This is a genomic window from Nocardioides daeguensis (genome assembly GCF_019192965.1).
Taxonomy (GTDB): Bacteria; Actinomycetota; Actinomycetes; order Propionibacteriales; family Nocardioidaceae; genus Nocardioides; species Nocardioides daeguensis.
Genome location: NZ_JAHTKU010000011.1, coordinates 214665 through 237342 on the forward strand (window position 1 = coordinate 214665; position 22678 = coordinate 237342).

General features: G+C 73.4%; 10 protein-coding genes, 1 pseudogene and 1 riboswitch. Of the genes and pseudogenes, 2 read left to right on the top strand and 9 right to left on the bottom strand.

What is annotated here, in order from left to right; translation table 11 throughout:
• Positions 1–73 precede the first annotated feature (73 nt).
• Both KU893_RS10400 and KU893_RS23210 read left to right on the top strand, forming a co-directional pair.
• Positions 74–562 carry a hypothetical protein gene (locus KU893_RS10400; RefSeq protein WP_218234271.1) on the top strand — a complete coding sequence of 163 codons (489 nt, stop codon included), beginning with the start codon at positions 74–76 and terminating at the stop codon, positions 560–562.
• A complete protein-coding gene (locus KU893_RS23210; protein ID WP_218234272.1) occupies positions 562–11721 on the top strand; it encodes a carboxypeptidase regulatory-like domain-containing protein in 11160 nt (3719 codons plus the stop codon). The genes KU893_RS10400 and KU893_RS23210 overlap by 1 nt, the downstream gene beginning before the upstream one ends.
• Here KU893_RS23210 and cobBC read toward each other — a convergent pair.
• From cobBC to KU893_RS10455, 9 genes and pseudogenes are all read right to left on the bottom strand, one after another.
• Positions 11714–14180, bottom strand: a pseudogene (cobBC, locus tag KU893_RS22740) (bifunctional hydrogenobyrinic acid a,c-diamide synthase/histidinol phosphate aminotransferase CobBC). The gene KU893_RS23210 and the pseudogene cobBC overlap by 8 nt on opposite strands.
• Before the next feature lie 6 nt (positions 14181–14186).
• Entirely contained in the window at positions 14187–14768 is a 582-nt protein-coding gene (cobO, locus tag KU893_RS10420; RefSeq protein ID WP_218234275.1) for a cob(I)yrinic acid a,c-diamide adenosyltransferase, read from the bottom strand.
• Positions 14761–15423 carry a 5,6-dimethylbenzimidazole synthase gene (gene bluB / locus KU893_RS10425; protein WP_218234276.1) on the bottom strand — a complete coding sequence of 221 codons (663 nt, stop codon included), beginning with the start codon at positions 15421–15423 and terminating at the stop codon, positions 14761–14763. The genes cobO and bluB overlap by 8 nt, the downstream gene beginning before the upstream one ends.
• Positions 15420–17393 (bottom strand): VWA domain-containing protein, encoded by a 1974-nt coding sequence (locus tag KU893_RS10430; protein ID WP_246592402.1) that lies wholly within the window; start codon positions 17391–17393, stop codon positions 15420–15422. Before KU893_RS10430 ends, bluB begins: the two co-directional genes overlap by 4 nt.
• Entirely contained in the window at positions 17390–18157 is a 768-nt protein-coding gene (locus KU893_RS10435) for a cobalt-precorrin-4/precorrin-4 C(11)-methyltransferase (RefSeq protein ID WP_218234277.1), read from the bottom strand. The genes KU893_RS10430 and KU893_RS10435 overlap by 4 nt, the downstream gene beginning before the upstream one ends.
• Positions 18154–19356, bottom strand: coding sequence for a precorrin-6y C5,15-methyltransferase (decarboxylating) subunit CbiE (cbiE, locus tag KU893_RS10440; protein ID WP_218234278.1), 1203 nt, complete (start codon positions 19354–19356; stop codon positions 18154–18156). The genes KU893_RS10435 and cbiE overlap by 4 nt, the downstream gene beginning before the upstream one ends.
• On the bottom strand, positions 19356–20921 hold the full coding sequence (gene cobJ / locus KU893_RS10445; protein WP_218234279.1) for a precorrin-3B C(17)-methyltransferase: 1566 nt from the start codon (positions 20919–20921) through the stop codon (positions 19356–19358). The genes cbiE and cobJ overlap by 1 nt, the downstream gene beginning before the upstream one ends.
• On the bottom strand, positions 20918–21583 hold the full coding sequence (locus KU893_RS10450; RefSeq protein WP_218234280.1) for a precorrin-8X methylmutase: 666 nt from the start codon (positions 21581–21583) through the stop codon (positions 20918–20920). The genes cobJ and KU893_RS10450 overlap by 4 nt, the downstream gene beginning before the upstream one ends.
• Positions 21580–22428, bottom strand: a complete 849-nt coding sequence (locus tag KU893_RS10455) for a ferredoxin-like domain-containing protein (protein WP_246592403.1) — start codon at positions 22426–22428, stop codon at positions 21580–21582. The genes KU893_RS10450 and KU893_RS10455 overlap by 4 nt, the downstream gene beginning before the upstream one ends.
• A 64-nt stretch (positions 22429–22492) precedes the next feature.
• A riboswitch (cobalamin riboswitch) is annotated at positions 22493–22674 on the bottom strand.
• Between the last annotated feature and the right edge of the window lie 4 nt (positions 22675–22678).

Genomic DNA, 22678 nt, shown 5'->3' on the forward strand with positions numbered 1-22678 from the left:
CCCCGACCGGCCGACGGCGGCGACCGCCTCGGACGGAAGTGATGCCGGAGCCCCTGTCCCTGAGACGCCGGATGTGAGCGCGTCGGACGCGGGCACACCAGGCGCCGAGGACCCCGTGCCCGACGAGATCCGGCTTCGGGCCAGTCCCGAGGCACGGGTGGTCCAGGAATGGGCGGCGGCGTACGCCGAGATCGTCAACGCGGGCGACGGGACGCAGTCGGCGGCCAAGAAGGTCATGACGCGCGAGGGCCTGGAGCGGATGAGGTTCTACACCCAGCAGGACTGGGGTCGGTACTTCCCGGGGCCGCTTCCCATCACCGTGACCAAGATCGGCAAGCCGTCGGGCGACGGGGTGACCTGGGTCCAGGCCTGCGCCTGGATGCGGGGGTGGTCGCAGAGGTCCGCGACCGACCCGCAACGCGACGAGCGCGAGATCACGCCGGTCAGGCTGGGCCTGAAGCGGAAGGGCGACGCCTGGCTCGTCGACGGCATGAGCAATGGCAAGGCGGGCACGTGCGCGGGCGTGCGGGTCGAGGGTCGGGCCGAAGAACAGGCAGGGTGATGACGCCCACGTCGGTCGTCCGCCGCCTCAGGTGGGTCCTCGCTCTCGCGCTGGTGGCCGGCGTGCTGGCCATCAGCCCCGGCGCGCTCGCCGCGGACGGCGACGGTGTCGTCTCTGGGACGGTGACCGAGGCCGGGGCGGGAACCCCCGTCGGCGGGGTCCGGGTGACCCTGGAGTGCGAGTACGTCGAGGACGCCGGCACCGAGTACGAGTACTCCTACTGGGGCTGGTGCGAGGACGCGTCAGGAGAGCCGGCCGGCCAGACCACGACCGGTCCCGACGGCAGCTACTCGCTGACGGTCGTGCCCGGGACCTACCGCCTGTGGTTCGACACGGACGAGGTCGACGACGAGGGCGACTCCACCAACGGTCCGTACGCCAGCCACGAGAGCGGGACCGTCACCGTCACGGCGGGAGGCACGACGTCGGGGGTCGACGCCGCGCTGACCAGACGAGGCTCTCTCTCCGGCACGGTCCAGGCGGCGGGCGGGGCACCGCTCGGCGGCGTCCTGGTGTGCGCCTACCTCCACGACAGCGACGACGACTGGTACTGCGAGGCATCGACGCGGACGAGTCCCACCGGGGCGTACCGCCTCTACGTCGCCCCGGGGGAGTACCGGGTCCGCTTCTCGCACGACGCCTGGAAGACCAGGTTCTACGACGGCGCCGACACCCTGGCGCAGGCGCAGACCCTCACCGTCGCGGGCTCCGCGGGCCTCACCGGGATCGACGCCACGCTCAGCCTGCGCGGCTCGATCCGCGGCCACGTGCAGGCCGCGGGCGGCACGCCTCTCGAGGGCGTCGAGGTGCGGGCCTACCGGCGCTACGTCGAGGAGTACGACGGCGAGACCTACTCCTACTGGGACTACGACGGCAACGTGGTCACCGACGACCAGGGCGACTACACCCTCGGCGTCGACGCCGGTGAGTGGCGGGTCGGGTTCTTCGACCCCGCCTGGAAGCCCGAGTACTACGACGACGCGACGACGGTGGAGGACGGCCAGACCCTGACCGTCGCGGACGGTGTCGCGACCTCGGCCATCGACGCCACGCTCGCGCCACGAGGGGCGATCGAGGGATCCGTCACGAACGTCGAGGGCCAGCAGTTGGAGGACATCCTCGTCCGCGCCTACGGGGACGAGGACTCCGAGTGGGAGAGCTCGTTCTCCACCTACACCGACAGCGACGGGAACTATCGGCTGCCCGTCGACGACGGCACGTGGCGCGTGGGCTTCTCCGACGACGACGGCACCCATGCCACGGAGTTCTACGACGACGCGGCGATCCTCGACGAGGGCGCCGACCTCACCGTCGCGGATGCGGCCACGGTCCCCGGCATCGATGCCGTGCTGGGGCCGGCAGCGCGGATCAGCGGCACGGTGACGGACCACGACGGCACGGCGGTCCGGTGGGCCGACGTCGCGGTCTACCAGCTCAGGCCAGACGGAGCCTGGAACTGGGTCACGGACGACTCCACGGACGCCGCCGGGGCCTACGCGGTCGGTGGCCTCGCCCCCGGCACGTATCGAGTGCGGTTCTCCGACTACGACACCAATCCGGAGCGGATCCGCTGGTTCGGCGGCGGTTCGACCCTCGAGTCCGCCACCGACATCGTGCTCGAGGCGGGCGAGGCGTTCACGGCCGACCAGGCCTTCACGCTGGGCACCGGGATCGCGGGCACGGTCACGGGCGCTGACGGGTCCCCGCTCAGCGGTGTGGACGTCACCCTCTACTACCGCTACACCAGCGGGTCCTACTCCTACTGGGCGTACACGGACTCGCGGACGACGGGTGCCGACGGCAGGTACGCCTTCGGCAACCTCGCCGCAGGCACCCCCTACCGGCTGCAGTACCAGCCGCAGGGCGCCGGCGACACCGTCTCCGAGTACTACGACGACGCGGCGAGCCAGGACACGGCGACGACCATCGTCCCGGTCCTGGACGAGGTCACCACCGCCGACGCCGTGCTCGACACCGGCGGATCGATCACCGGCACCGTCACCGGCGCCGACGGCCAGGCGCTCAGCGGCGTCTACGTCACCGCCTACCGGTTCGGGGCGAACGAGTCGTGGACCACCGAGCGGTCGGCGACCACCGACGAGTCCGGCGGCTACACGGTGCGTGGCCTGCGCGCGGGCTCCTACCGCCTCTACTTCCAGCCGCAGGGCGGCGTCCACCACGACACCTACTTCGGCGGCACCACCGACTTCTACGAGTCGGGGACCCTGAGCGTGGTGGTCGGGCAGTCCACATCGGCCGACCAGCAGCTGGCGCTCGCGGGGTCGATCTCCGGGACGATCACCGCTGCCGACGGCACGCCACTGAGCGACGTGATCGCCCATGCCTCTCCGGTCGAGTCGGGGACCGGCCGGAGCGCGTACACCGACGCAGCGGGCCACTACACGATCGACGGACTCGCCCCGGGCGACTACCGGCTCCAGTTCACGCCGCCCTACGACACGGCCTACCTCGATGAGTACTACGACAACGTCCGGTCCTGGGAGGACGCCGCCACGCTCACCGTGACGTCGGGGGGAAGCACCACGGCCGACGCCGCTCTCGGGACCGGCGGCACGATCTCGGGCACGGTCACCGACGGCGACGGCAACCCGGCCTCGGACGCCTGGATCTCGGTGTACGACGAAAGCGGGGCGCAGGTCGCGAACGCGTATGTCCTCAACGACGGGACCTACTCCGTCAACGTGCTGCCCGGCACCTATCGCGTCGGCTTCAACGGGTACGTCGACGGGGTCCACCTGGACGAGTACCACCCGGCAGCCACGACCCTGGCCGACGCGACCCCTGTCGAGGTCGCGGACGGCGCGACGGTGACCATCGACCACCAGCTGGGGGTCCCCGGCACGATCTCGGGTCTGGTGACGAGTGCCGGAGGCGAGCCCCTGGCCGATGTCCGGGTCCTCGTGGGCACGGGTTCGTCGGACGACTACCGCTCGTTCCTGGTGACGACCGGCACCGACGGGCGCTACTCCGTCTCGCTGGCTCCCGGCACCTACTGGCTGACCTTCGAGTCCACCGACGGACGCTACGAGGACGGCACCGCCGACGCCGTCGCAGTGACGGCGGGCACCACGGTCACCGTCGACAACGCGCTGACCATGCAGTACGGCCGGATCACCGGCACCCTCACGGGTCTCGACGACGGACCGGTCGCCAACGTGTGGGTGTACGCCTACCGCCAGACCGGCGCCGACAGTTGGACCTACGCGACGGCGACCAGCACCGACAGCGGTGGAGCGTACGTCCTCGGCAAGCTGGCGGCCGGTAGCTACCGGGTCAGGTTCGACACCTCCAACGAGGACTTCCACACCGGCGAGTACTTCGACGACACCCAGGACGCGGCCAGCGCCTCCCCGATCACCGTCGCCGTCGGCGACTCGGCCACCGCCGACGCCGCACTCGCCGCGACCGGTGGCGTCGTCGCCGGCACCATCACGTTGCCCGGATCGCAGGCCTCGACCGGCACCTACGGATACGCCTACCTCTACCGGGAAATGGGCGACGGAGAGTGGAGCCATGCCCACACGGCGTCGTTCTACCGATCCACCGGCCAGACCACCGCGAGCTACCGCTTCCGGCACGTCGAGCCGGGCAGCTACCGGCTGCACGTCGTCCCGGACGACGGCACCCACGTCGAGCGCTACTACCCGGCGAGCAGCACGCTCGCCGACGGGTCGGACGTCGAGGTCACGATCGGTCACGTCACGACGGCCGACGTCACGACACCGGTCGGCGCGTCCATCAGCGGGTCGGTGACCGGCACCGACGGTGCTCCGGCGGTCAGCCTGTACGCCCACGTCCACCGGGTGGACCCGCTGACCGGGATCGACACGTACGTCGGCGGCGACTACACGGACGCCCAGGGCAGCTACCGGGTGGGCGGTCTCCCGGCAGGAATGTACGTCGTCCAGTTCAGCTCGACCTCCGTGCACGTCGGCGAGTACTTCGACGACGCTGCCACGCAAGCGGAGGCACACCGATTCAGCCTGACCCTCGGCGACTCGGTGACCGCGGACGCCGAGCTCGATCTCCAGCTCGCCAACACCTCAGCGCCGACCATCACCGGCGAGCTGCGTGTCGGCGAGGAGCTGAGCGCCGACCCGGGGACCTGGACGTATCCGGACGCGACGTTCACGTATCGGTGGATCCGCGGCTCCAGCTACATCTGGGGAGCCACCTCCCCGACATACGCGACCGTCGCGGCCGACCTGAACCAGCAGATCCGCGTCGAGGTGACGGCCTCGAGGCTGCGACACAACGACCGGGCCGCCCAGTCGGCAGCCGTCGGTCCGATCGACTACGGTGTCATCGCCAACCCGACCCCGCCGGCGATCTCGGGAACGGCGCGGGTGGGCGAGACGCTCTCCGTCAGCGCGGGCACCTGGAAGCCGTCGTCCCCGTCGCTGACCTACCAGTGGCTGCGTGACGGCGAGCCGATCGAGGGCGCCACCGCGACGACGTACCGCCTCGGCGCAGCCGACCTGGACGGACGCATCTCGGTCCGCGTCGACGCAGCCCAGACCGGCTACCACCCGACGACCGTCACGACGACGCCGACCGACCAGGTCGGGCTCGGCGTCATCGACAACCTGAGCCCACCGACCATCGAGGGCACTCCCCGGGCGGGCGAGACCCTCACCGCGAGCAGTGACCGGTGGCTGGCCGCCGGCTTCACCGAGCAGCAGTCCCAGGTGGACGTCGCCTACCAGTGGCTGCGCGACGGCACCCCCATCGCCGGCGCGACCGGGCAGACCCATCAGCTCACCGTCGACGACGCGACCCACCGCATCTCGGTGGTGGCCACGGCGACGAAGGCCGGGTACGCCCCGACCGAGGCGATTTCCGGGGCGAGCGAGAAGGTCACCTACGGCCTGGTCGCCAACACGGCGGCCGCGACGGTGAAGGGAACGCCGCAGGTCGGGAAGGCGCTCAGCGTCGACCTGGGCGACTGGAACACGACAGGCATCGACTTCTGGTACACCTGGCTCCGCGACGACGGGACGACGCTGGGCTCGGGCGCCACCTACACGCCGGGGCCCGACGACATCGACCACCTGGTGTCGGTGCGCGTGCGGGGCACGAAGCCCGACTGGGACCCGGGGGAGACGACCACCGGACAGGTCGGTCCGGTGCTCGTCGGTCAGTTCGACAACCGGACCGCACCCAGCATCGCGGGCACCTCGCAGGTCGGAGTCGCGCTCGAGGTGTCCACGGGTGACTGGGAGCCGAGCCCGGCGGACACGACCTATCGGTGGCTCAGCGACGGGGAGCCGATCGCCGACGCGACCACCAGCCGGTTCACGCCGGGGGCCGAGCACGTCGGTACGACGATCTCGGTCGAGATGACGCTGTCGCGCAGCGGGTACGAGTCGACGACGGCCACGGCCGCGACGTCGGCCCCCGTGGCGCCGGGCGTGATCGTGAACGAGCAGCGTCCGGTGATCTCGGGCCCCACCCGCGTCGGTGAGACCCTGACGACCGACGGCGGCTCCTGGGACCTCGACGACGTGGACCTCGGCTACCAGTGGCGACGCGACGGGGAGGCCATCGCCGACGCCACCGGCCCGAGCTACGTCCTGGTCCCCGCCGACGCACAGGCGGCGATCTCCGTGGTCGTGACGGCTGCGAAGGCCGGGTACGCGCCCACGTCCCGCGCCTCCGTGGCGACCGATCCGATCACCTACGACGTCGTCCACAACGTCACCCCACCCACCGTCAGCGGCGACGCCACGGTGGGGGAGACCCTGGTGGCCACCGCGGGCGAGTGGGACCAGGACGACGTTGCCGTGACCTGGCAGTGGCTCCGTGACGGCGAGGTCGTCGCCGGAGCCACCGGGCCCTCCCGCACCCTGGTCGCCGCCGATCTCGGCACGCGGATCAGCGTGCGGGCCACGGCGGCCAAGGCGACCTACGACTCCGGCAGCGCCGACTCCGGCGAGACGGACGCCGTCGTCGAGGGCTACCTCGCCAACACCGCGCTCCCGGCCGTGTCGGGATCCGTGCGGGTCGGCGAGACGCTGAGCGCGACGCGCGGCGGCTGGAGCCCGGAGCCGACCGCGTTCGGCTACGAGTGGCTCCGCGACGGGACGCCCGTCGACGGGGCGACGTCCTCGACGTACACCCTGACCGAGAGCGACCTCGGCGCCCGGCTCTCCGTCACGGTCACGGCCAGCAGCGACGGCTATCACCCGGCCACCGCGACTTCGGAGCCCACGGGCGCCGTCGCCGGGCCCAACCACGCCCCCGTGCTGACGGTCGACATCTCGCCCACGACGACGGGGGCCGCACCCTTCGACGTCGGTCTGCTGTTCGGCGCGACCGACGACGACGGGGACACCCTGTCCTACAAGGTCGAGTACGGCGACGGCTCGCCCGTCATGACCGGCTCGCAGCCGCCGGTCACGCCGCTGCCCCACACCTACGGCCAGCCCGGCACGTACCAGCTGAAGGTGTCGGTTACCGACGGCATCCGGACCGTCGCCAGGACGACCACCATCTCCGCCGTGCTCCCCGAGCCGGTGGCCGCCAACGCCGGAGATGACCAGGTCGCCGTCGAGGGCGAGGCGGTCGCGTTCGACGGCTCCGGGTCACGGCCGGTCGGCATGATCGCGTCGTACCACTGGGACTTCGGGGACGGCACCACCGGCTCCGGCCCCCGGCCCAGCCACACCTACGGTGCGCCGGGCGACTACGTGGTGACGTTGACCGCCGAGGTCGCGGGCGAGTCGAGCACCGACGAGGCGGCGGTGTCGGTCACCGCCGAGCCGCCGTTCGAGGGCATCGTCGCCACGGTCACCGGCGCCGGCGCGGTCCCGTTGGCCAGCGCGACGGTCCTCCTGATCAACGGTGACGGGTCCCGGCTCACGGCGCGGTCGGACGCCGACGGCGAAGCACGGCTGCGCGGCCTCGACGACGGCCAGTACACCGTGTTCGCGGTCGCTGACGGCTTCCGTCCCGGCCAGGCGGTCGCCGAGGTCTCCGGGGGGAGCGCCGAGGTGACGATCGAGCTGGAGGAGGGGCCGGCCGCCACGGCCGAGGTGAGCACCGAGCGGATGACGCCCGAGCAGATCGAGGCCGTGGGCATCGACCCCGCCGACCCGGCCAACCAGAACGTCGTGGAGTTCGAGATCCACCTGCCGTTCCGGCCGACCGGCGAGGCACCGCCTCCGGTCACCGGTGTCGCCAACTCCTCGGGCTTCATCGGCTGCCCCGCCATCGACGGCATCCAGGTGACCTGCGGTGGCGGCTGGGGCGGCGGCGGTGGCGGCGGTGGCGCGTGCACCTGCACCGGGTCGTTCTCGGCCGGTGGGTACGACTACGAGTTCTGGGGCACCAGCGAGTACCTCGTGTGGCTGGTCATCCCCGGCCGCGCGTCGTGGCTGAAGGAGTTCTTCGACGTCTCGCTCATGGTGACGAACCTCAGCGAGGGCGCGGACTTCGTGCTGACCGACGGTGCCGCCAGCCTGGAGCTGCCGAGCGGCCTGGCCCTCGCGCCGACGTCCTTCGCGCAGTCGACGACCGCCGACTTCCCCGACATCCCCGCAGGGGAGAGCCGCACGATCCACTGGTACGTGCGCGGTGACGTCGAGGGTGAGTACCCGATCAAGGCGTCGTACGCCGGCTTCCTCCAGCCCTTCGACCTGCCGATCAACATCACGGCGCTCGCCAAGAACCCGATCAAGGTGTGGGGCGGGTCGGCGTTCAAACTCAAGGTGCACGCCGACAAGTACGTCACCAGAGACCACCCGTACCACGTCCGCGTCGGCATCGAGAACGTCGCCGACGTGCCGATGTACAACGTCACCTTGGAGCTGCTGACCGGCGGTGCCCAGCTCAACTACATCTACCAGCCACGTGAGCAGCTGGCCCACACCAAGGCGGTGGTCGCCGCCGGCGAGACGCTGGAGTACGACTACATCCTGGTGCCCCGGATCACCGGGACCCTCGTGCTCGACAAGGCCTTCGTCGCCTACACGACCGGCCTCGAGCTCGACAGCGCCGTGATCACCCAGAACGACGTCGAGCGCGATCGGCCCGACATCGAGCCGGCGGCGCTGAACCACAAGGTCGGGCTGATCTTCGAGAACGTGCCGGGGTCCTCGGACCTCCAGGTGTTCAGCACGCCCGACGAGGCCACCGAGTTCCCCGCGGAGTCGGAGGGCGTCACCTGGGTGCGCGACACGGCCGACGGACGCAAGCGCGGGTTCGTGTCCGACGTCGATCCTGCCGACGAGAGGTACTTCGCGGTCAGCCCGATCGTGGCGGCGAAGCCCGAGATGAGCCATGCCATGGTGCTGGCGCGCTCGAACTCGCTCCCGTCGTCCGTCATCGCCGGCGCGAGCTACTCGACGAAGAGCGGGCAGCCCCACTCCTGCGGCGAGACCGGGCCCTTCGCGGCCACGGTCAGCGCCTCGGACGACTTCGGGCTGGAGTGGGTGGAGTACGAGGTCACCGACGCGACCGGCACGCACCCCGTCGAGCGCGTGGTCGTCCCGGCGGATGCCGACGACACCGCGTTCGCGAAGGAGATCTCCGTCGAGCTGGTCGACGGCTCGACCGTCTCGATCAGGGTGCGGGCGAAGAACCTCGCCGGTGACGTCGGTGAGTGGACCGGGCCGATCACCCTCGACCAGCTGTGTCCCGTGCACCGGGCCGTGGTCCTCGCCGCCGGCCTCACCTCCTCGCTTGACGACAACTCCTCGGTGGTCACCGGCTCCGACTGCGCCCTCGACGGCGACGAGCGGGACGGTTGGAACAAGACCTGGGCGGCAAACGCCTGCGACGAGTCGGGCAGCAAGGGCTACGGCCCGGGCGCGGGCGTGAAGGGCAACGTCCTGGCCCAGCTGGAGGACGCCGGCTACGACCCCGGCCAGGCCCGAGGCTCCTTCTTCCGTGACGTGCTGGAGTTCTCCTACACGGGCGCCATCAGCGACGGGCAGAACGGGCAGTGCTGGTTCATCCCGCAGGACTACGCCGCCTGGAACACCGTCGTCGAGCTCACCGAGGTGGGGACCCGGATGACGGAGGCGGCCAACGAGTTCTACGACGAGCTGGTCAAGTACAGCAACTGCTGGCGTGAGCAGCGCGGCGAGATCCTCGACTTCGCCTTTGTCGGACACTCGGAGGGCGGCTACGAGTCGTTGGCCCTGGCGAGGATCGCGGCAGGCAAGGCGCAGAACGACGACCCCACGGACGACGTCCGGGTGTCCGGCGTCCTCACGGTCGACGGGGCCGTCCACGGGGCGACCATCCTCACCCAGTTCGCGCTCCAGGACTGCGCGCTGCCGCTCGTCGGGATCCCCCGTGACGTCATCAAGGCGTCGATGGCGGTCAACAGCGTCACGGTCCCCACGGTCGTGGCGGCAGCCACCCGTGGCCAGACCCTGCAGCTGATGCTCGCCGACCAGCTCGCGGCAGCGGCGGATATCGCGACCATCCGGGCCAACGGGACCTACGTCATGAACGTGACCAACGCCTACGACGGCTGCCTGAAGTCGCAGGCCACGATCAGCGGCGCCGCCAGCGACAGTCACATCTACGAGGTCTGGGGCGACGGCTGGAGCGGCATCAACGCGCATGGGGCCCTCAACAAGCAGCGGGTGGACCCGGCCGGGCCGGATGCCGGCTACCCGCTGGTCGAGGTCGTCGGTGGAGTCTCGCCCGCGCCGCTCCCACGCATCCTGGGCCATGGCCCTGATCTGCTCGGCGCCGACGGACGTCCGCTCCCGCCGGAGCCGACCGCGCGCAGCGGCGGATCGGCTCGCTCCCGGGCCGCCGCCCCGGAGACCGCCACCGCTCCGGCCGGAGTGGGCGCGAGCCTGCGAGTGCTCGTCGGTGACGACACCGGCCAGCCGCTGCCGCACACGCAGGCGGCCCTCGTGGACGCTCTCGGGAACGTCCGGAGCATCGCCGTGTCCGACGACGCGGGGTGGCTGGAGCTGGCTGCCGACCCCGGTGACTACGCCCTGGTGACGGCCGCGGACGGGTACCAGGGTGGCGAGCGGCAAATCACCCTGGACGAGGGCGCCAACGTCGACGTGACGGTGTCCCTCGCGCCGGGCGCGGTGATCACCTCGGTCCTGAAGGACGCCGCGGGTGCCCCGAAGCCGAACGCCATCGCGGCCCTGTACGACGGCAACACGCTGGTGGCTGCCACGTTCACCGACGGGAGCGGCCGGGCCGTGTTCGTCGTTCCGCCCGACAAGTACGGGCTGCGCTACTTCGACCCGGTGCAGGACGACGAGGTCGGCCCGGGGGCGCTCCCGGTGACGCCCGAGATCGGCAACCCCGCCGCGGGTGAGATCACCTACTTGGTCGGCTCGCCGCTGCCTCCGACGATCACCTCCGGGGCGCCGCCTGCGACGGCGACGGTCGGGACGCCGTACGCCTTCCAGGTCACGGCCACCGGCTCACCGCAGCTGTCGGTCGTCGGCGACCTGCCGCCGGGGCTCTCCCTCTCGGCCGCCGGCCTGCTGGGTGGCACCCCGAGCGCGGCAGGGGTCTTCGAGTTCAAGATCCGGGCGACCAATGCCGGTGGCGCGGTGGACTCCTCGACCTACGCCGTGACCGTGGCGGAGGGGCCGGACGGCGGCACTCCCGCGCCGACGATCACCTCCGCGGCCCCACCCGCGACGGCACAGTGCGGCGTTCCCTACACGTTCCAGGTGACAGGGACCGGCGACCCGACGTACTCGGTCCAGGGCAGCCTGCCGCCGGGACTGACCCTGTCCCCGAACGGTCTGCTGAGCGGCTCGCCGACCAGCGCCGGCACCTACGACTTCGGGGTGCGCGCGGCCAACGCAGGCGGACACGTGGACTCGCCGGCCTACCGGATCGTCGTCTCCGCGCCGCCGGGGAGCCCGGGCCCGAAGCAGTTCACGACCACGGTCCTGCCGAGGCTCAAGGGCAAGGCGCGGGTCGGGGCGAAGCTGCGGGTCACCCACCCGGCGGGGCTGCCGGCCGGGTGGACGGCGACCTACGTCTGGCTGCGGAACGGGAAGACCATCAAGGGGGCCAAGAAGGCGGCCTACAAGGTCTCCCGGTCGGACCGGGGGAAGCAGCTGTCGGTGCGGATCGTCTACACCGCGTCGGCGTACCTGCCGTGGACGGTGACGACGGCGGGGTCGAAGAAGGTCAGGTAGCCAGTCGCCGACGGGGGTGGACGGCGGCGAGTGCGGCCAGCAACTGGTCCGTCGTCTCCGGTGGCCGGACCGCGACCCGCACCCAGCTGCCGTCGAGGCCGGGGAAGGTGTCGGCCCGGCGGACCGCGATGCCGCGCTCCCGCAGCCGGGCGTGCACGCCGTCGCCGACCCGGGCGAGCACGAACGACGCCGCCGACGGCAGGTGGGGGATGCCGAGGTCGGCGAGGCCCTTCTCGAGGTTCTCGCGCCAGTCCCGGATCTGCTCGGCCCTGCGGCGCGCCTCCTGCGCGGCCTCGGCGCCGGTGCAGGCGACGACGGCCGCCGAGGCGGTGGTGCCGACCGACCACGGGGTCTGCGCCTGCGCCAGGCCGGCCACGACGCGCGGGTCGCCGACGACGTAGCCGGCGCGGATGCCGGGGATTCCCCAGTGCTTGGTGAGGGAGCGCAGCACCACCAGTCCGTCGAGGGGTACGCCGGCCAGCGACTCCGGCTCACCCGGGACGCAGTCCATGAACGCCTCGTCGACCACCACCAGCCGCCCGGGCCGGCGCAGCGCCGCCAGGACGGCGGCGGGGTGCAGGACGCCCGTCGGGTTGGTGGGGTTGCCCACGACCACCAGATCGGCGTCCGCCGGGACCAGGGCCGGGTCGAGGGTGAACGGCTCGCGCAGCACGACCGGGGTCACGTCTTGGCCGGCCTGCTCCAGCGCGGCGTGCGGCTCGGTGAACTGCGGGTGCACGACCACCGGGCGCCGCCACGGTCGCAGCCGCGCGACCAGGGTGAATGCCTCCGCCGCGCCCGCGGTCACGAGCACCTCGTCCTCGGCGCGCCCGTGGTGGGCGGCGACGGCCGTGGTCGCCGCGGTCGGGTCCGGGTAGGCGCCAACCGCGTCCAGGGAGGCGCGCAGGGCTGCGTCGAGCCAGGGCGGTCGCGGGCCGTCGTACACGTTGACGGCGAGGTCGATCATCCCGCGGGCCTCGACGTCGCCGTGGTGGCGCAGCGGGTCAGCCACGGTGCACCGCGTCCGCGAAGCGCGCGGCCAGCTGGGGGTGGCCGGCCCAGTGCGTGTGGAGGTACGACGCGTGCAGGGTCTCCGACGCGAAGCCGACCGGGTCGCCGTCGATCTCCCAGGCGGGGGTGCCGGTGAGGGCAGGGGTGACGGTGGTGCGGTGGAACTCGTGCCCGGTCACCTCCTCGCCGGCGCGCGTCAGCAGGGTGTCGGCGGGCGCGGTGGCGACGGGGTAGCGCAGCGTGAGCCGCTGGGTCATCGTGGCGTCGGCGGCGAGGACCCCGGCCATGGGGGCGCCGTCGAGGGTGCGGCACAGGTAGAGCAGGCCCGCGCACTCGGCGACCGTGGGCAGCCCGTCGAGGACGGCCTCCCTGACCTGGCCGAGCAGGGCGGTGTTGGCGGCCAGGTCGGCGGCGTGCACCTCCGGGAAGCCGCCGCCGAGGTACAGGCCGGCCGTGCCCGCCGGCAGGGCGGGATCCACTGCTGGGTCGAACGGCACGACGTCGCAGCCGTGCGCGGCGAGGAGCTCGGCGGTCTCGGCGTAGCGGAAGGTGAAGGCGCGGCCGGCCGCGACGGCCACTCTGCGCCGGGTCGGCGGGATCGCGGAGTCCCCGAGCTCGTCGAGTAGCTCCGTCGCGAGGAACGAGCGACGGGGCGTATCGAGACGTGGTGAGGCGCCTCGATACGCCCCCTCCGCTCGTTCCTCGCTCCGGCGGCTACTCGACGAGCTCGACGGACCGGGCGACCACGGGTGGGCGTCGAGTGCGGGAGCCGACCGGGCGATCGCCAGCACCGCGTCGAGGTCGACGTGCTCCGCCACGACCGAGGCCAGCCGCGCGACGACCGCCTCGGACTCGCCGCGCTCGGCGGCGGTGACCAGGCCGAGGTGCCGCGAGGGGGTGGCGATGGACGCGTCGCGGGGGATCACGCCCAGCACGGGCAGGGCGATGGACGAGCGGACCTCCTCGGCGTGCCGTGCCGACCCGGCCTGGTTGAGGATCACGCCCGCCACCGTCACGGTCGGGTCCCAGGTCGCCATCCCGTGCACGACCGCGCCGATCGAGCGCGAGGCGCGGGAGATGTCGACCACGAGCACGACCGGGGTGCGGGTCAGCGCCGCGACGTGCGCGGTGGAGGAGAACCCGTGGCCGCCGATCCGGCCGTCGTAGAGGCCCATCACGCCCTCGACGACAGCGACGTCCGCGCCCCGCGCGCCGTGCAGCAGCAGCGGGGCGACCAGCGACTCGCCGACCAGGTGCGGGTCCAGGTTGCGGCCCGGGCGCCCGCAGGCGAGCGCGTGGTAGCCGGGGTCGATGTAGTCGGGACCGACCTTGTGCCCGCTCACCGCGTGCCCCGCGGCCGCCAGCGCGGCCATCAGTCCGGTGGCGACGGTGGTCTTGCCCTGCCCGGTGGCGGGCGCGGCGACGACGACCCGGGGGAGGTCACCCATGAGCGCTCACCACTCGATGCCTTTCTGGCCCTTCTGCCCGACGTCCATCGGGTGCTTGACCTTGGTCATCTCGGTGACGAGGTCGGCGAGCTCGACCAGCTTGGGGTCCGCGCGACGCCCGGTGATGACCACGTGCTGGTGTCCCGGGCGGTTCGCGAGGGTCTCGACGACGTCGTCGACGTCGACCCAGCCCCAGTTGATCGGGTACGTGAACTCATCGAGCAGGTACAGGTCGTGCTGCTCGGCCGCGATCCGCCGCTTGATCTCCGCCCAGCCCTCGGCGGCGTCGGCGGCGTGGTCCTCCTCGGACCCGGCCTTGCGCGACCACGACCAGCCGGAGCCCATCTTGTGCCACTCGATGCCGAGCTTCTCGAACGCGGTCTGCTCGCCGAGGCGCCACTTCGCGGACTTCACGAACTGGAACACCCCGATGTCCCAGCCCTGGTTCCAGCCGCGCAGCGCCAGCCCGAAGGCCGCGGTCGACTTCCCCTTGCCGTCGCCGGTGTGCACCATCACGAGGGGGCGGTTGCGACGCTGGCGGGTGGTGAGCCCGTCGTCCGGTACGACGAGCGGCTGGCCCTCAGGCACGGTTGGTCTCCTTCATCTGCCAGGTGTCCTGGTGGACGGCGTCGGCGAGCGGACGGCGTGAGCGCCAGCCGTGCCGCTCCAGGTCGGGCACGGTCTCCAGGTGGCTGACGGTGCCGAGGCACAGCCAGGCGACGGGCCGCACGTCGGTGGGGATCCCCAGCAGCTGCTGGAGGAAGTCCTCGTGGTAGAAGGAGACCCAGCCCAGGCCGAGCCCCTCCGCGGTGGCGGCCAGCCAGAGGTTCTGGATCGCCAGCACGGTGGAGTAGAGGCCGGCGTCGGCGATCGCGTGCCGGCCGAGCACGTGGGTGCCGCCGCGGGACTGGCTGTGGGTGACCACGACGCCGAGCGACGACTCGCAGATCCCCTCGACCTTGATCCGGTCGAAGGTCGTGCGCCGCTCGGGTGGGAGCGAGGCCGCGAAGGTGTCCCGTTCGGTGGCGACGTGGTCGCGGAAGGCGCGCCGCAGCGCGGGGTCGCGTACCAGCACGAAGTCCCACGGCTGGCTCATCCCGACGCTCGGGGCGCGGTGCGCGGCCTCGAGCACGCGGTGCAGCACGTCGTCGGGAACGGGGGAGCCGGTGAACTCGGCCCGAACGTCGCGGCGGCGCGCGATGACGTCGTACAGGCCGGCGGCGACGGTGGACGTGGTGCTCATGCGGCCCTCCGGGTCACGTCGACCAGCGCCTCGGCGCTGACCTCGCCGATCGGGACGTGCTCGGCGCCGAGGTGCGCGGCCAGCGTGGCGGCCAGGCCCATCCGCATCGGGCCGGACTCGCAGTCGACGACGACGCTGGCGATGCCGGCCTCGGCCAGCAGGCCCGCGGCCAGCCGGGAGCGGACCACCGCGTCGGCCCCCGCGGTCGCGCGGCCGTCGGTGACCACGACGAGCAGGGCTCGGCGCTGGGGGTCCCGGGTGCGCTCGACGGCGAGCAGGTGGGCGGCCTCCAGGAGTCCCTCGGCGAGCGGCGTCCGGCCGCCGGACGGCAGGTCCTCGAGCCGCTGGGCCGCCGCGTCGACGGAGTGCGTCGGCGGCAGCGCCACCTCGGCGCCGGTGCCGCGGAAGGTGACCAGCCCGACCTTGTCGCGGCGCTGGTAGGCGTCGAGCAGCAGGCTCAGCACGGCGGTCTTCACCTGCTCCATCCGCCGCCGCGCAGCCATCGACCCGGAGGCGTCGACGCAGAAGAGGACCAGGTTCGACTCCCGGCCCTCCCGTACGGCGACCCGCAGGTCGGCCGGCTCCAGCAGCAGCCGGCCCTCGGTCCGTCCGCGAGCGACCTGGTGGCGCGCCGCGGCCCGGATGGTCTCGGTCAGGTGGATCGCGCCGCCGCTCCCGCCCTGTCGATCGGGGGTGGTGGCGCCGACCCGGCGGCCGTTGCTGGTGCGCGCCCGGCTGCGGCGTCCCGCCGTGCCGGTGCCGACGCCGCGCACGCTCAGCAGCCGGGTGCGGTACGCCGGCCCGGTCCCCGCCACGCTCGACCCACCCCCCGGTGACGACTCAACGGGAGTCTGTGACGACTCAACCGAAGTTTGTGACGACTCAACGGTTGAGTCGTCACTTTCTCCGGTTGAGTCGTCGGATCCTTCGGTCGAGTTGCCGGGGCCGTCGTTGCCGGGGCCGTCGTTGCCGGGGCCGTCGTCGTCCGGGCCCTCCGGCTCGGGCGGCTCCGGTGGCAGCTCGTCGTCGCCGAGCACCTGGTCGAGCAGGTCCTCGTCCAGCCCGGGCGCGTCGAACGGCTTGCGGCGCCGCCGGTGCGGCAGTGCGAGCCGGGCGGCCACCCGGATGTCGTCGAGGGTCACCTGCGAGCGGCCGGACCAGGCGGCGTGGGCGAGCGCGGTGCGGGCGGTGACGATGTCGGCGCGCAGGCCGTCGACGTCGAAGGCCGCGCAGACCTCGGCGATCTTGAGCAGCCCGGCGTCGGTGAGCCGGACCTCGCCGACGAGCCCACGGGCGGCGGCGATCCGTGCCTGCAGCGCCTCCTCGGCGGCGGCGTAGCGGGCGGCGAACCCGGCCGGGTCGGCGTCGTACGCCATCCGCCGGCGGACCACCTCGGCGCGCAGCGCCGGGTCGCGGGGTGCGGCGACCTCGACGGTCAGGCCGAACCGGTCGAGCAGCTGCGGGCGCAGCTCGCCCTCCTCGGGGTTCATCGTGCCGACGAGCACGAACCGCGCCTCGTGCGTCATCGAGACCCCGTCGCGCTCGACGGTCGCGCGGCCCATCGCGGCCGCGTCGAGGAGGAGGTCGACCAGGTGGTCGTGGAGCAGGTTGACCTCGTCGACGTACAGGATCCCGCGGTGCGCCTTGGCCAGCAGCCCGGGCTCGTACTCCGCCTTTCCCTCCGCCAGCGCGCTCTCGAGGTTGATCGAGCCGGTGACCCGGTCCTCGGTGGCGCCGATCGGCAGCTCGACGAGGGGCACCGGCCGGTCGTCGACGGGCGGCAGCACGGCGGCCAGCGCCCGCACGATCGTCGACTTTGCGGTCCCCTTCTCGCCGCGGACCAGTACGCCGCCGACGTCGGGGGCGATGGTGGTGAGGATCAGGGCGAGGGCCATCGGGTCCGGTCCCTCGGGGCCGTCGGCGCCGACCACGGCGCTGAACGGGAAGTGGTGGCTCTGGGGCGAGCTCATCGGAGGCGCTCCTTCCGGGCGACGCGTTCGGGGGAGTAGAGGTAGGACTCGGCGGCCCGGGGGTCGGCGGTCGACGCCAGCGCGGGGCCGATCAGGATGACCGCGGCCTGACGCAGGCCCGCGTCCTCGACGAGTCCGGCGACGGTGGCGACGGTGCCGCGCAGCACCAGCTCCTCGGGCTGGGAGGCGCGGGAGACCACGGCGACCGGGCAGTCCTCGCCGTAGAACGGCGCCAGCTCGGCCATCAGCGTGCGGGTGCGGGTGATCGCGAGGTGGAGCACGAGGGTCGCGCCCGTCGCCGCGTACGCCGCCAGCGACTCGCGCTGCGGCATCGCCGTCGAGCGGGCCTGCGTGCGGGTCAGCACCACCGACTGCGCGACCAGCGGCACGGTGAGCTCGCGGCCCACGATCGCGGCCGCGGCGGCGTACGCCGGCACGCCGGGCGTGACGTCCCACGGCACGCCGGCCGCATCGAGCCTCCGGGTCTGCTCGTGCAGGGCGGAGTAGAGCGACGGGTCGCCCGAGGTCAGCCGCACGACCTCGCGCCCGGCGACGTGCGCCTCGACCATGACCGCGCTGATCCGGTCGAGGTCGAGGTCCTGGGTGTCGACCCGCTGCACGTCCGCGCGGCAGTGCGAGAGGACCTCGGCATCGATGTAGGTGCCGGGGAAGAGCACGACGTCCGCACTGCCCAGCAGGGAGGCGGCCCGCAGGGTGATCAGGTCGGCCGCGCCCGGCCCGGCGCCGACGAAGTGCACCGTCATCGCGTGGCTCCCTCGGTCGACCTGGTCCAGGCCCACTGCACGACGGCGCGGGCCGGCGTCCATCCGGTGAACCGCCCGCCCAGCGGGGTCGCCTGCTCGACGGCCAGCCGGGTCAGCTCGCCGCCGTAGGTGTGCCAGGCGCCGACGAGCAGCCGCTCGGTCTCCAGGGTCACGCCGTGCGCGACCAACCGGCCGCCGGGTGCGAGGGCGTCGCGGCACCGGTCGAGCAGGCCGTCGGCGGTCGCGCCGCCGCCGACGAAGACCGCGTCCGGCGTGGGCAGTCCGGCCAGCGCCTCGGGGGCGCGGCCGATGACGACCTCGAGGCGGGGTACGCCGAGGCGGCTCGCGTTGCGGCGGATCCGGGCGGCACGGTCCTCGTCGCCCTCGACGGCGACCGCGGTGGTGAGCGGGTGCGCGCGCAGCCACTCGATCGCGACCGATCCGGCGCCGGCGCCGACGTCCCAGAGGTGGTCGCCGGGCCGCGGCGCGAGCCGGGCCAGGGCGCTGGCGCGGACGTCGCGCTTGGTGAGCTGGCCGTCGTGCTCGAAGGCGTCGTCGGGCAGCCCGGTCGCCCAGGACGCGGTTCCGGTTCCGGCGACCTCGAGGGCGAGGAGGTGCAGCCGCGGCACCGGACAGGGGTACACGGCGTGGGTCTCCGCGCCGCCCGGGCCGCCCAGGTCGCCGAGGACGTGGATCGCGGTCGCGCCGAAGCCGGCGTCCTCCAGCAGCGTGGCGACGGCCGCGGGCGTGGTCTCGTCCGAGGACAGCACGAGCAGCCGGCGCCCGGGCGCGAGCTCGCGGCGCAGCGCGTCGACGTCGCGGCCGACCAGCGTGACGACCGTGGACTCCTCGGCCGACCAGCCCATCCGGGCCCTCGCGAGGGACACCGAGGACACGGCCGGCACGACGTCGACGGCGTCGGCGCCGAGCAGCCGGATCAGCGTCGTACCGATGCCGGAGACCAGGGGGTCGCCCGACGCCAGTGCGACGATGCTGTGGCCGTCGTGCTCTGACAGCACGCCGGGCAGTGCGGACAGCGGGCGCGGCCACGGGCGGCGAACCTGGCCGGGGACGGCGGGCACCAGGGCGAGGTGCCGCTCACCCCCGAGCAGCACCTCGGCGCCGCCCACCAGGGTGCGCGCCGCGGGCGGGAGGTGACCGTCGGCGCCGATGCCGACGACGGTGATCACGGCGCCCATCAGTCGACCCACCGTGGCGTCCAGACAATGCCGTTCGGCTCCACCCGCGTCGACGAGGCGCCCACGAGCAGGAGGCACTTCATGTCGATGCCGTCGGTGTCGAGCGCGCCGAGGGTGGTGACCGTCAGCGACTCCTCGGCCCGGCCGACGTCGCGGCCGACGACGACCACCGTGTCGGGGGAGCGGTGCTCCAGCAGGATCTTCTGCATCTCCACCACCTGGTCCCGGCGCGAGCGGGAGGCCGGGTTGTAGACGCCCAGCACCAGGTCGGCCTCGGCGATCGCCCGGAGCCGGCGCTCGACGACCGGCCACGGCTTGAGGCGGTCCGAGAGGCTCACCACGGCGAAGTCGGCGCCGATCGGGGCGCCCGCCCGGGCCGCGACGGCCTGGACCGCGCTGACGCCGGGCAGCACCCGCACGGGCACGGTGGCGTGCTCCGGGTGGGCCGGGTCGGCGGTGGCCTCGAACACCGCCGCCGCCATGCCGAAGACCCCCGCGTCGCCGCCGGACACCACGGCCACCCGCTCGCCGCGCAGCGCGAGGTCGAGCGCGAACCGGGCCCGGTCCACCTCCACCGTGTTGCCCGACGCGTGCCGCTGGAGACCGGGACGCTGCGGCACCCGGTTGACGTACGGCGCGTAGCCGACCACGTGCTCCACCTCGGCCAGCGCGGCCGACGCCTCCGGGGTCAGCCAGCCGTCCGGGCCGGGGCCGAGACCGACGACGAGCAGCTCCGCGGGTTGCGGTTTGGTCCCAAACCGCACGTTTTCGGGCTCAGAACCTGCGGTTTGGGACCAAACCGCAGACCCACGCATCCGCTCGGGGGAAGCCGGCCGGGCGGTGTCGCCGGGCACCACGATGAGCGAGAAGTACGGCACCGAGTCGGCGTCGACGTCGGCGACGGGCAGCCAGCGCTCCTCGGGCTGGGAGGCGCGCTCGACGTACAGCGCGCCCTCGAGCCGTCCCGCGGCGGCGAGGGCGGACCGGACGGCGGGGAAGGTCCGGCCGAGCTTCATGATGATCGCGCCGTCGGTGTCGGCGAGGCGGCGGGCCAGCTCCGGCTCCGGGAGGGTGCCGGGGAGCACGGTGAGCACGTCGGTCTGTCGGACCAGGGGCGCCGGGATGGTGGCGGTGGCGGCGGCGAAGGCCGGGATGCCGGGGACCACCTCGACCGGGAACCGGTCGCGGAAGCGGTCGACGAGGTACATCGACGAGCCGTAGAACAGCGGGTCGCCCTCGGCGAGGAGGACGACGTCGCGGCCGGCGTCGAGGTGGACGGCGAGCCGGGCCTCGCACTCGTCGTAGAAGGCGGCCAGTGCGCCGACGTACCCACCCGGGTGGTCGGTGGTCCCGGTGGTGACCGGGTAGCGCAGCTCCTCCTCGATCGCGTCGGCCGGGATCAGCTCGGCGGCGATCCGGCGCGCGTGGGACTCCTTGCGGACGCCGGCGTGGAACGCGACGACGGAGGCCGCGCCGATCAGCCGCTCGGCCTTGCGGGTGATCAGCTCGGGGTCGCCGGGGCCGATGCCGACGACGGAGAAGCTGCCGGTGGTCGTGGTGGTCACTCCGCCTCCTGGGCCAGCGCGTTGACGGCCGACGACGCCATCGCGGAGCCGCCGCGGCGGCCGCGGACGGTGACGAACGGGAGGTCGATGCCGTGCTCGTCGGCGAAGGAGGCGAGCGCGTCCTTGGACTCGGCGGCCCCGATGAACCCGACCGGACAGCCGATGACCGCGGCGGGCCGCGGGCCGCCGGCGAGGATCATCTCGAGCAGGTGGAAGAGCGCCGTGGGGGCGTTGCCGATCGCCACGACCGCACCGTCGAGCAGCGGCTCCCACAGCGACACCGCGGCCGCGGTGCGGGTCGTCGACCACGCGGCCGCCAGCGCCGGGACCCGCTCGTCGGTGAGGAAGCAGTGCACCGGGTTGTCGGCGGGCAGCCGGCCGGCGGTGATGCCCATCGCGACCATCCGGGCGTCGCACAGGATCGGGGCGCCCGCGTTCAGCGCCGCGCGGGCGGCAGGGACCAGCCGCGGGTGGATGACCAGGTCTTGCACGAGGTCGGTCTGCCCGCTGCCGTGGATCATCCGGACCGCGACCTTCTCGGCCTCGGGAGGGACCGCGGACAGGTCGGACTCGCGGCGGATGGTCGCGAACGAGTCGAGGTAGATCGCCGGTCCGTCGGCGATGTAGTCGTAGCGGCGCGGGGGAGCGGTGAGTTCGGTCATGCGCCCTTCCTCGGGGATTCAGGCTCGGGGACGAGCACGCCCTGCCAGGGCGTCACGATCACGGTCGGTGCGGCCCAGGCCGCGATGGTGGTCAGGTCCAGCCCGTCGTCGGGTACGGCGACGTGCCGGCCGCCGGCGACCGGGCCGAGGGGGAGCGGCCCGGTCGCGACGGCGGCGCCGGGGGCGGGCGGAGCCGCGGCGACGAGGGGACGTTCGAGCTCGGGCACGTGCCAGGGCGCTTCCGGCCCGGTCCCGCGGGCGTCCAGGAACGCCCGGGCCAGGGCGGCGAGCGCGGCCGGGGCGTCGGTCAGGGCGACCACCTCGCCCCACGCCGAGCCGACCCGGAGCTGCGCGGTGGCGTCGTCGAGCGCCACCAGACCGAGGTCGAGGTGCTTGTCGGCGAGGTCGCCGCGGCCGTCGTCGAGGGTGAACAGGAACCGGCCCGGCAGGTCCGCCAGGGCGGGGTCGGCCAGCAGCAGCGCGTCCAGCGCCGCGAGCACCGGCCGCAGGTCGGCTCGGCCGCCGGCGAGCCCGGTCTGCGGCGAGACCAGCACGTTGCGGACCCGGTCGTGGGCCCGGGACGGCAGCAGCCCGGTGGCCTCCAGGGCCGCCAGCGCCGCCTCGTCGAGCAGGCCGGAGGGCGCGAGCGGCATCGCGCGCAGCTGCAGGTTGGCGCGGCCCGTCACGCGGACCCGCCCGTCGCCGTACTCCTCGGCGACCGCGGCCAGCGCCCTCAGCGCGGTGATCGGCACCCGGCCGCCGGGCACCCGGATCCGGACCAGTCCGCCGTCGTCGGCCGGCCAGGGGTGCACGACACCGGGGCACCGGTCGGGTCGGGTGCGCATCCGCGCCATCGGGGGTCCTTCGAGGCCGGGGCTCCTCGCGATCGCCCCTCATCGACCTCGCGACGGATGGCCGCAAGGGCCAGCAGGTCTTCGGACTCGGGATCACCCGGCTCGGAGCGTCTTCCCAGACCCCGGAGGGTCCAGTGACATGTCCTGATCTCTCAGGGCTCCGGCCGTCACCCACACCGCTGCGCGTCAGTCCCGGACTCTCACCGGGTTCCCTTCGCTGGCACCGGCACCCTAGCAACCT